General features: G+C 66.7%; 12 protein-coding genes. 9 read left to right on the forward strand and 3 right to left on the reverse strand.

Going from position 1 to position 10,380, the window contains the following annotated elements:
- The first annotated feature begins 90 nt into the window (after positions 1-90).
- The 4 genes from VFT73_RS09630 to VFT73_RS09645 all read left to right on the forward strand — a co-directional run bounded on the left by VFT73_RS09630 (position 91) and on the right by VFT73_RS09645 (position 4,379).
- A complete protein-coding gene (locus VFT73_RS09630) occupies positions 91-1,290 on the forward strand; it encodes a DUF1343 domain-containing protein (protein ID WP_326410348.1) in 1,200 nt (399 codons plus the stop codon).
- Positions 1,291-1,460: 170 nt separating this feature from the next.
- A complete protein-coding gene (locus tag VFT73_RS09635) occupies positions 1,461-1,604 on the forward strand; it encodes a hypothetical protein (RefSeq protein ID WP_326410325.1) in 144 nt (47 codons plus the stop codon).
- Between the two features lie 49 nt (positions 1,605-1,653).
- The gene (locus tag VFT73_RS09640; protein WP_326410327.1) at positions 1,654-2,388 is read left to right on the forward strand and encodes a TlyA family RNA methyltransferase; all 735 of its coding nucleotides are present in this window, start codon (positions 1,654-1,656) and stop codon (positions 2,386-2,388) included.
- A 74-nt stretch (positions 2,389-2,462) separates the two neighbouring features.
- A complete protein-coding gene (locus VFT73_RS09645; RefSeq protein WP_326410330.1) occupies positions 2,463-4,379 on the forward strand; it encodes a TonB-dependent receptor domain-containing protein in 1,917 nt (638 codons plus the stop codon).
- Positions 4,380-4,388: 9 nt separating this feature from the next.
- Here the strand turns inward: VFT73_RS09645 and VFT73_RS09650 are convergent, their stop codons facing one another.
- Entirely contained in the window at positions 4,389-4,967 is a 579-nt protein-coding gene (locus VFT73_RS09650) for a PEPxxWA-CTERM sorting domain-containing protein (RefSeq protein WP_326410332.1), read from the reverse strand.
- A 177-nt stretch (positions 4,968-5,144) separates the two neighbouring features.
- Between VFT73_RS09650 and VFT73_RS09655 the strand changes: the two genes are divergently transcribed.
- From VFT73_RS09655 to VFT73_RS09665, 3 genes are all read left to right on the forward strand, one after another.
- Positions 5,145-5,699: a TspO/MBR family protein gene (locus VFT73_RS09655; protein WP_326410334.1), complete on the forward strand. Its 555-nt coding sequence runs from the start codon at positions 5,145-5,147 to the stop codon at positions 5,697-5,699.
- Positions 5,700-5,711: 12 nt separating this feature from the next.
- Positions 5,712-5,981, forward strand: a complete 270-nt coding sequence (locus VFT73_RS09660; RefSeq protein ID WP_326410336.1) for an accessory factor UbiK family protein — start codon at positions 5,712-5,714, stop codon at positions 5,979-5,981.
- Between the two features lie 120 nt (positions 5,982-6,101).
- Positions 6,102-6,614: a YbjN domain-containing protein gene (locus VFT73_RS09665; protein ID WP_326410337.1), complete on the forward strand. Its 513-nt coding sequence runs from the start codon at positions 6,102-6,104 to the stop codon at positions 6,612-6,614.
- 107 nt (positions 6,615-6,721) lie between these two features.
- On the opposite strand, the gene VFT73_RS09670 is transcribed toward VFT73_RS09665, so the two are convergent.
- On the reverse strand, positions 6,722-7,885 hold the full coding sequence (locus VFT73_RS09670) for a GGDEF domain-containing protein (RefSeq protein WP_326410339.1): 1,164 nt from the start codon (positions 7,883-7,885) through the stop codon (positions 6,722-6,724).
- A gap of 90 nt (positions 7,886-7,975) precedes the next feature.
- Here VFT73_RS09670 and VFT73_RS09675 point away from each other — a divergent pair, with 90 nt between their 5' ends.
- A complete protein-coding gene (locus VFT73_RS09675) occupies positions 7,976-8,797 on the forward strand; it encodes a pyrroline-5-carboxylate reductase family protein (RefSeq protein WP_326410341.1) in 822 nt (273 codons plus the stop codon).
- Here VFT73_RS09675 and VFT73_RS09680 read toward each other — a convergent pair.
- The gene (locus VFT73_RS09680) at positions 8,794-9,246 is read right to left on the reverse strand and encodes a helix-turn-helix domain-containing protein (protein ID WP_326410343.1); all 453 of its coding nucleotides are present in this window, start codon (positions 9,244-9,246) and stop codon (positions 8,794-8,796) included. The genes VFT73_RS09675 and VFT73_RS09680 overlap by 4 nt on opposite strands.
- A gap of 40 nt (positions 9,247-9,286) precedes the next feature.
- On the opposite strand from VFT73_RS09680, the gene VFT73_RS09685 reads away from it, so the two are divergent.
- Entirely contained in the window at positions 9,287-10,372 is a 1,086-nt protein-coding gene (locus VFT73_RS09685; protein WP_326410345.1) for a branched-chain amino acid aminotransferase, read from the forward strand.
- Positions 10,373-10,380: the final 8 nt, after the last annotated feature.

Consider the following 10,380-nt stretch of genomic DNA (forward strand, 5'->3'; position numbering starts at 1 on the left):
CCCCGGACTTGATCCGGGGTCCACCTTCTTTACGGAGCGGAAGAAGGATGGATGGCGGATCAGGTCCGGCATGACGAAGGAAAGTCGCTGGTGAAATTCGGTATCGATCGGCTGCTTGCAGACCCTGAGCTTCGCGCGCCGCTGGAAGGCAAGCGCGTCGCGCTGCTGGCGCATCCGGCGTCCGTCACCGCGGACCTGACGCATTCGCTCGACGCGCTGGTCGCGGCGGGGCTGAACGTGACGGCGATGTTCGGCCCTCAGCACGGCGTGCGCGGCGACCTGCAGGACAATATGATGGAGTCGCCGGACTTCACCGATCCGACCTACGGGATTCCGGTGTTCAGCCTGTACGGCGAGGTGCGGCGGCCGACGGGCCAGTCGATGCACACGTTCGATACGATCCTGGTCGACCTGCAGGATCTGGGCTGCCGCATCTACACCTTCATCACGACGCTGCGCTATATTCTGGAGGCCGCGGCGCAGCACGGCAAGGCGGTGTGGGTGCTCGACCGGCCCAATCCCGCCGGGCGGCCGATCGAGGGACTGACCCTGCGCGAGGGCTGGGAAAGTTTCGTCGGCGCCGGGCCGATGCCGATGCGGCATGGCCTGACCCTCGGTGAGCTCGGCCGCTGGTTCATCGACCGGCTGAAGCTGGACCTCGATTACAAGGTAATCGAGATGCGTGGCTGGCGACCGGGTGCGGAGCCGGGCTTCGGCTGGCCGCTGGAGGAGCGGGTGTGGATCAACCCCAGCCCCAATGCGCCGAACGTCAACATGGCGCGCGCCTATGCGGGCACGGTGATGCTGGAGGGCACGACCTTGTCCGAAGGCCGCGGCACGACGCGGCCGCTGGAGCTGTTCGGCGCGTCCGACATCGACGCGAAGGACGTGATCGCGGAAATGCGCACGCTCGCGCCCGAATGGCTCGAAGGCTGTGCGCTGCGCGACATCTGGTTCGAGCCGACCTTCCACAAACATGCGAAGACGCTCTGCAACGGCGTGCACGTCCACGCCGAAGGACGCTTCTACGACCATCAGGCGTTCAAGCCCTGGCGGCTGCAGGCGCTGGCCTTCAAGGCGATCCGGCGGCTGTATCCGGACTATGATTTGTGGCGCGATTTTCCGTACGAGTATGAGTTCGGCAAGCTCGCGATCGACGTGATCAACGGCTCGCCCCTGCTGCGCGAATGGGTCGATGACGCGGGGTCGCAGCCGGGCGATCTCGATACGCTGGCCCGCGCGGACGAGCGCGCGTGGGACGAAGAGCGGCGCGCGTTCCTGCTCTATTAAGGCGCGGCCCTAAGTTCCCCGAAACGTGCCGGAATCCGGACGAACGGAGCCGCGCGAATATTCGCGAATCTCGCTGTGGGAATTAACCATCATTTTACGATTGCGGGGGCAGCATCACAGGCCGGGAGCGGTTGGGGAATCGCTCCATGAGCGCCGGGGAGAGGGTCGCTGTGGAATCGAACGTCCGTTACTATGCACGTCGCGCCGCTTACGAAGCCAATGCCGCTGCCAAGGCGGTGACGCCGGAGGCGGCGATGCGCCGCCGGGCGCTGGCCGAGATGTTCGCGCGCAAGGCGCAGGAACTCTGCGCCTGATCTGACCAGCGCGGTTGGCGGCGCGCTCCCGCGCCGCTAAAGCCGCGCCATGCCCAAACAGCGCGCCGACCAGCTTCTCGTCGATCGCGCGCTCGCCGAAAGCCGCACCCGCGCCCAGGCGCTGATCCTGGCCGGCCTCGTCTTCTCCGGCGACCGCCGCATCGACAAACCCGGACAAAGCCTTCCCAACGACGCGCCCCTCGACGTGCGCGGCCGCGACCATCCCTGGGTCTCGCGCGGCGGCGTCAAGCTGGCGCACGGCCTCGACCACTTCGGTTGGGACGTAACGGGGGCGGTCGCGATCGACGTCGGCTCCTCGACCGGCGGCTTCACCGACGTGCTGCTGAGCCGGGGCGCGGCCCGCGTCTACGCCGTCGACAGCGGCACCAACCAGCTCGCCTGGAAATTGCGGCAGGATCCGCGCGTGATCGTGCTGGAGCAATTGAGCGCCCGGCTGCTGACGGCCGGCCACATCCCGGAACCGGCTGACCTGGTCGTCTGCGATGCCAGCTTCATCGGTCTCGTCAAGGTGCTGGAGGTGCCGCTGACCTTTGCCAGGCCGGACGCGCGGCTGCTGGCGCTGATCAAGCCCCAGTTCGAAGCGGGGCGCGACGAAGTCGGCAAGGGCGGCGTCGTGCGCGATCCCGCGGTGCATGCGCGCGTCTGCGATGAAGTGGCGGAATGGGTGGCGGATCGGGGATGGCGCGTGTGCGGCGTCATCCGGAGCCCGATCACTGGTCCTGAGGGCAATGTCGAATTCCTGATCGCGGCGGAGCGGGGCTGACGCCGTTCGTCGAACCGCGATGCGGCTGGTCGAAAGTTGCGCCCGTGCAACGGCTTGTGCTGCATGCTGCGACGATGCGCCTCCTGACTTGCTCCGCCGCCGCGGCCGCGCTGCTGGCCTCCACCTCCGCGCTGGCCCAGCGCACGACCGACAATGCGACGACCCAGTCGAGCGATGCGTTCGGCAAGAAGGTCGGCGACGAGCAAATCGGCATCTACAATCCCTTCGACGTGCGCGGCTTTTCCGCCGTCGATGCCGGCAACACGCGGATCGAGGGACTTTATTTCCAGCAGCAGGCGGGGCCGACCGACCGGTTGATCGAGGGATCGACGATGCGCGTCGGCATTTCGGCGCAGGGCTATCCGTTCCCCGCGCCGACCGGGATTGCCGACTATGCGCTGCGCAAGCCCGGCGACAGGACGCTGGCGAGCGTCGTGCTACGTTACGGCCCATTCGATGCGCAGGTGGGCCAGCTCGACCTGTCCGTGCCCTTGGTCGACAAGAAGCTCGGCGTGCAGACGGGCATCGCCTATTACAACGACAACCAGCATTTCGGCGGGACGCCGCAATATCTGTCGCTGGGCGCGACGACGGTCTGGCGGCCGGCCGAAGGCGTCGAGATCATCCCGTTCTGGAGCTCGATCCACACCAACTCGCAGGAAGCCCAGACGCTGGTCTTCACCGCCGGCGACTATCGGCCGCCACGCGTCAAGCGGGGCGTGTTCGCGGGCCAGCCCTGGGCGACCTATGAAGGGATCAACTGGAACACCGGCCTGATCGCGAAGGCTCCGGTCGCGGGTTTCGATGTCGCCGCGGGCGTGTTCCGCTCGGTCAGCCATGATGCGCAGAACGCGATCGACCTGCTGCTTGGCGTCACGCCCGACGGCGAGGCGGCGGACCGGCTGGTCATCGTCGACAAGGGCAATGTGTTCGGCGCCACGTCGGGCGAGCTTCGCGCGTCCCGCAATTTCGACGAAGGCCCGCGCCGCCATACATTCCTGGCGACGGTGCGCGGGCGCGACCAGCGCCGGCTCTATGGCGGGTCGGACTCGGTTTCGCTGGGCCCGACCGTCTGGGGCCAAGTGGATTACCGGCCGCGGCCTGATTTCACCTTCGGCGAGAAGTCGCGCGATCATGTCCGCCAGATCACGGCCGGCATCGGCTATCAGCTGAAATGGCTGGAAGTCGGCGAGTTCGGGGTCGGCCTTCAGAAGACCGACTATAAAAAGGATGTGATGACGCCGGACGGGCCGCTGCCGGAATCGAAATCCTCGCCCTGGCTGCTGAACGCCAATGCCGCGATCGAGCTGACCGACGATTTCGTCGTCTACGGCAGCTATACGCGCGGGCTGGAGGAGAGCCCGGTCGCGCCCGATCGCGCCGTCAATCGCGACGAGGCGCCGCCGGCGTTCAGGACCGAACAGAAGGATGCGGGCATCCGCTGGGCGATCGCGCCGAACCTCTCGGCGATCGCCGGCGTGTTCGAGATCACCAAGCCCTATTTCAATCTCGATTCCGCCAGCCGCTTTCGCCAGCTTGGGCAATTGCGTCACCGGGGCGTCGAGCTGTCGGTCGCGGGCCAGATCCTTGAAGGGCTGAACATCGTCGCGGGCACGGTCTTCCTCGACGCCGAAGTGACGGGCGAGCTGGTCGATTCCGGCGCGATCGGCAGCAAGCCTGTCGGCGCGATCGAACGCCACAGCATCGCCAGCATCGATTACCGTTTTCCCGACAGCCCGATTTCGGTCGACGCCTTTTTCGAGGAGACCGGCGACCGCATCGCGAATGACGCGAACACGCTGGTGGTTCCGCCGCGCGCGGTGCTGGCCGTCGGCGGCCGCTACCGCTTCAAGATCGGCAAATCGAACGCGCTGATCCGCGCCCAGATCGGCAACGTGTTCAACAACTACGGCTACGGCGTCGGCGGCAGCGGCTTCTTCGTCTACAACCTGCCCCGGCGGCTGAGCGTCACGCTGACGACGGACATTTGAGATATCCGATTACGAACGTCGGGCGGAATGCGCCTTTGGCCTGAGCCGAACCGCGCCGCCAATCGCGCCGAAACCCAGGATGAGCATGCTCCAGGTCGCCGGTTCCGGTACCGATTCCAGCGTGACCGAAAAGTCGAAATCGGGCGTGCCATCCGCAAAGATCAAAGTCGTATCAAACACATTCGTCGTCACCGACGGAAAGCCGATATACCGGAAAACAGAGTAATTTCCCGAGGCAACATCGCCAAAAGTTTCCTGCTTCACGATCGTCCGGAGATCGCTGATCAAGCGGCCATCGGCCTCATGAAAGCTAAACGGCGTGTCACCAGTCACTGTGTTGGTGCTGATCAGCGCGCCATTCTTGTAGATTTCCGTGATCGTATCCTGGTGGAAGTAGCTGAGGTTCTGGAACGGGCCAGGCAAAGGCGCATCGATCGTGATCCGGTAGGTTCCGGCTGCTTGCGGCAGACCCGAAAACGCGAACAGCGTGCCAGATGCTGTTCGCCCCGTCTGGACTGCAATGATGTTCGCCGCTGCCGGAGCGCACAGAAAGAGCGCTGCCGTGGCGGCCAGGACGATCCTGATCATTGACGCCTCCCTTTTTGATCCATCAGTCGCACCTGCCTCGTCCGCGGGAACCGCATCGGCAGCCTGCGTCGACTCAGGCGCTGAAGAGACAGAAGCGAAGTTCGAGAAAGAGGTTCCACTTTGACTCTCGCGCCTCGCCCGTTAACGAGCGCCGGCAGCCAGGAAACGGAGGCACGGGTGGGGGAAATCGCGTCGCGTTCGCAAATCGGGTTTTCGTTGTTCAGGCGGGCAGTCATCACCATTCCGCTGGTGCTGCTGCTCGGCATCGCATCCGGCCGGCTGGCGGGCTCGGGATACGACAACAACTGGTTCGCGGTGCTGCGCAAGCCGGAGGCGATGCCGCCCGGCGCGGTGTTCGGCCTGGCCTGGACGCTGCTCTACATCCTCCAGGGCCTGGCGCTCGCGATCGTGCTGAACGCGCGCGGCAACCGGCTGCGGGCGCTGGCGATCACCCTGTTCGTGGTCCAGCTCGCGCTGAACCTTGCCTGGTCGCCGCTGTTTTTCGCCATGCATCAGGTGATGGCGGCGTTCTGGCTGATCGCCGGCATCTTCGTCGCCGCCCTGGCGACGACGGTCGTGTTCGGCCAGATCCGGTCGCTCGCGGGCTGGCTGATGGTGCCCTATCTGGCCTGGCTGTGTTTCGCGGCGGCGCTGAACCACGACATCGCGCGGATGAACCCGGATGCCGAACGGCTTGTCCCCGGCGCTTCGAGCACCCAGATAGACGGCTGAGCAGGAGCGACCATGCAGACCGAGAACCGTTTCTTCGACGATTTCGCCAAGATGCTGAACGGCGTCGCCGGCACTGTTGCGGGCATGGGCCGCGAGGCCGAGGCGTCGATGAAGGAGCGGATGCGCGAATGGGTCGGCGGCATGGATTTCGTCAGCCGTGACGAGTTCGAGGCAGTGAAGGCGATGGCCGCGGCCGCCCGGGACGAGGCGGAGGCACTGCGCGCGCGGCTGGAGAAACTCGAGGCGGCGCAGGCGGCGGCAAAGAAGCCGCCTAAAAGTTGACCACAGCCTGTCCCATTTCAATCCACAGCTTTATGAACTCGCCCACAACGGGCCGCTTGTCGCGCAGACTCTGCGCTGCGATCATGCAGCACAACAATCGGTCGCGACCGGGGAACGGCCATGATGACGCTTGAAGACTTCGAAGAAGCCGAAGGTGAATCGGCCGCGCCGATCGAAATGCTGGAGAATTACTTCTCCGCGCATGGCTGGGCCTATGACCGCAACGCCGACGACGAAATCGTCGCCAACGTCAAGGGCAGCTGGACCGAGTACGAGTTGCGCGGCGTCTGGCGCGACGAGGACCGGGTGCTGCAGTTCCTCGCGCTTCCCGACATCAAGGTGGCCGAAGACAAGCGCTCGGCGATCTACGAGGCGATTGGCCTCGTCAATGAGCAGCTTTGGATCGGCCATTTCGAGCTATGGTCGTCGAGCGGCATCCTGCTGTTCCGCCATGCCGCGCTGCTGGAAGGCGACGAACCGATCATGTCGCTGTCGCAGACCGAGACGCTGATCGAATCCGCCATCGACGAGTGCGAGCGCTATTATCCGGTGTTCCAGTTCGTGCTGTGGGGCGGCAAGACCCCCCGCGAGGCGATCGCCGCCGCGCTGATCGAGACGCAGGGCGAGGCTTAGGACCAGCTCCGTTCGTTTCGAGCGAAGTAGAGAAACCGGGTCGGGTGACGGGCGCTTCTCGACTGCGCTCGAAGCGAACGGATTTGAGGTGCAGCCTCAGATTGGGACTATTCCCCCAGCACCACCACGCGGTTCCGGCCCTCGCGCTTGGCGCGGTAGAGGGCCTGGTCGGCCGTGCGGAGCATCTGGCGGCCGTTGTCCTTGGGGCCGAGCGAGGCGACGCCGGCCGAAAAGCTGACCTGGCCGATCGCTTCGCCCGATTGCTTGGCGACCAGCCGGCGGTCCTGCAGGTCGGCACGGACGTCGTTGACGATGCGGGCCGCGGCTTCGGCGTTCGATCCTTCGAACAGCATCACGAATTCCTCGCCGCCGTGACGGGCGACGAAGCAATTGTTACCGGAAGCCGAGGCGAGCCGCTGGGCGACGAACTTCAGGATGCGGTCGCCGACGTCATGGCCGTGAGTGTCGTTGATGACCTTGAAATGATCGATGTCGCAAAAGGCGAGCGCGAGCGGCTTGCCGGTCTCGCGCGCCTGCAGCACCGCGCGGCGGAGCTTGTTCTCGAACGCGCGGCGGTTGGCGAGGCCGGTCAGCGCGTCGCTTTCGGCGATCCGGCGCGCTTCGGCCAGGCTGCCGCGCAGCTGCGTCATCTGCTTGCCTGCGTCGCGGAGTTGCTGCTCCGCCTGCTTGGTGCGCGCGATCATCGAGCTAGTCAGCTGGACCAGCGCCTTGACGGTCTCCTCGCCGGCGCCGCCCTGAAGATCCGCGACCTTGCTCTCCAGCGCCTGGCCATAGGCCTGGGCGTCGGCGCCCGATTGTTTGGCAAGTCCGGCGATCTCGCTCAGCCCCGCCTGCGCCTTATCGACCAGGTTCGCGAGGAATTCGGCCGACACGTCGGTGCGGACTTCGGACAGGATCAGCTCGGCCGCTTCGGCCGTCAGCAGGCCCTCGCGCATGATCGCGCGATCGACCGCATCGACCAAGCGCCGGTCGGTCTGCAGGATATAGCCATAGACGAGCTCGTAGTGCGGCGGCGTCGGCTCCAGCAGATTCTGCTGCAGGAAAGCGCCGACGCGCTGGAAGGTCGAGGGCTCGGGCTGGTTTGCCTCCGGCACCATATTCTCGTCGTCGCGCCCGCCGAACCAGCTTTTCACGGCCTGGGTCAGGCGGTTGCGCCGCTGCCGCGCATCGTCGGGCGCTGGTGCCCGCCGATCCCGCGCCGGAATGCCATCGACGGCCACCAGACGTGCGGAAGAGGATGCGTCGCTCATGCGACTAAGAACGGCCGCGCGACGATTTTCTTGATCGGCCGATGCGAAAAAATTGCGCCATCGAGGGCAGCTGCGCGATAGGCCGGCGCCATGGACGCGAATCTTTCCAATTCGGGGCCGATCTGGCTGGTCGGTTGCGGCAACATGGCCGGAGCGATGCTGAAGCGCTGGCTGGAGGCGGGGCTGCCGCCGGAAACGGTCACGGTGATCCGGCCCAGCGGCGCCGCGCCGGCAGCCGGCGTGCGCACCTTGCGCGCCTTACCGGAGGGCGAGGCGCCGCCGCGCGTGCTGATGCTGGGCGTCAAGCCGCAGAAGCTTGGCGAGGTCGCCGGTGCCGTCGCGGCCGCGATCGGGCCGGAGACGATGCTGGTCTCGATCCTGGCCGGAACCGAATTGGCGACGCTTCGCGTCCGCTTTCCCGGCGCCGGGTCGGTCGTAAGGGCGATGCCCAACACGCCGGTCGCGCTCGGCCGCGGCGTGGTCGCGCTGTATGGCGATGTCGGGTCGCGCACGGCGGAGCTGGAAGCGCTTATGCATCCGCTCGGGCTGACGGAGTGGGCGGCGAACGAAGATCAGTTCGGGCAGATGGGAGCGCTCGCCGGATGCGGGCCGGCCTTCCTGTTCCGCTTCATCGACGCCGTGGCGGCAGCCGGCGCCGCGATCGGCCTCCCGGCGGACCAGGCGGCGCGACTGGCGGCGGCGATGGTCGACGGCGCCGCACATCTCGCCGCGGCGTCGGACGAAAGCCCGGCCGTGCTCGCCGACCGCGTCGCCAGCCCCGGCGGCACGACGCGCCAGGGACTGAACGTGCTCGACGAAGATGGCGCGCTGCGCGAGCTGCTGACCCGCACGCTGGCGGCCGCCGAACGGCGCGGCCGAGAGATGGCCGCCGAAGCGCGCCAGCGATCCTAACCCAGCCCTTCCAGCACCGCCCAGAAGCCGCCGACCGCCTGTTGCCCCGCCTGGGCATAAGCCGACGCCATCCGGGCCCGCATCGCTTCGAACAGCTCGGATTCCAGCATCTTGCCGCTGTCGGTCAGGCGCAGCAGCCGCTGGCGGCGATCGTCGCGGCCGGTGCGGACTTCGACCAGTTCGCGTTCGATCAGTTCATTCAGCACGCGGTTCAGCGACTGTTTGGTGATGCCGAGGCGGCCGAGCAGTGCGCCGACGGTCAGGTCCGGCTGCCGCCCGATGAAATAGAGCGCGCGCTGGTGGGCGCGGCCGAGCTTCGCCTCGGCAAGGATCGGGGCGACCGCGCGGGCGAGCTCCGCCTGGCCTGCGAACATCAGATCGAGGCCGCGCCGCACTTCGGCTTCGCGCAGGAACAGGGCGGTCGGGAAGCTTGCCATTGCGCTTGCCATGCCATTCGCCCTAGGCGGTCTGCAACCTGTGAGGGAGCGCATGAGCCTGACGTTCGAATTCCAGCCCAATGCCGCACCGCTGGCGACCGGAGAGCGCGACGCGCTGCTCGCCGATCCCGGCTTCGGCCGCGTTTTCACCGATCACATGGCGGTGGTCCGCTACACGGAAGGCCAGGGCTGGCACTCCGCCCGCATTCAGGCGCGCGAGCCGATCGCGACCGATCCGGCCTCGTCGGTGCTCCATTATGCGCAGGAGATTTTCGAAGGGCTGAAGGCCTATCGCCAGCCGGATGGCAGCGTCGCGCTGTTCCGCCCCGACGCGAACGCGCGCCGGCTGCGGGAGTCGGCGAAGCGGATGGCGATGCCGGAACTGCCGGAAGAGATCTTCGTCGAATCCGTCCGCGCGCTGGTCCGCACCGACAAAGACTGGGTGCCGAGCATCCCCGACGGCGCGCTCTATCTGCGCCCGTTCGTGTTCGCGAGCGAAGTGTTTCTCGGAGTGAAGCCGTCGTCCGAATATATCTACGCCGTTATCGCCTCCGCGGTCGGCTCCTATTGGAAGGGCGGGGTCAAGGCGATCTCGCTCTGGGCATCGCAGAGCTACACCCGCGCCGCGCCGGGCGGTACGGGCGCAGCCAAATGCGGCGGTAATTACGCCGCCAGCCTGATCGCACTGGCCGAGGCGAACCGGCAAGGCTGCGAGCAGGTCGTGTTCCTCGACGCGGTCGAGCGCCGCTGGGTGGAGGAGCTGGGCGGCATGAACGTCTTCTTCGTCTTTGCCGACGGCACGCTGCGCACGCCGCCGCTGGGCGGCACGATCCTCGCCGGCATCACCCGTGACTCGCTGATCCGGCTCGCCCGCGACCAGGGGCTGAGTGTCGAGGAAGCGCCTTACGGCATCGATCAGTGGCAGCAGGATGCGAAGAGCGGACGCCTCGTCGAAGCCTTCGCCTGCGGCACGGCGGCCGTGGTGACGCCGATCGGCCGCGTGAAAGGCGACGGCTTCGACGTGACGATCGGCAGCGGCGGTCCGGGGCAGCTGACCGAAAGCCTCCGCCGCCAACTGACCGACATCCAGTTCGGCCGCGCGCCCGACCCGCACGGCTGGATGATGCGCGTCGCGTGACCGTCTTT

The sequence above is a fragment of the Sphingomonas sp. genome (assembly GCF_035758555.1).
Lineage (GTDB): Bacteria > Pseudomonadota > Alphaproteobacteria > Sphingomonadales > Sphingomonadaceae > Sphingomonas_B.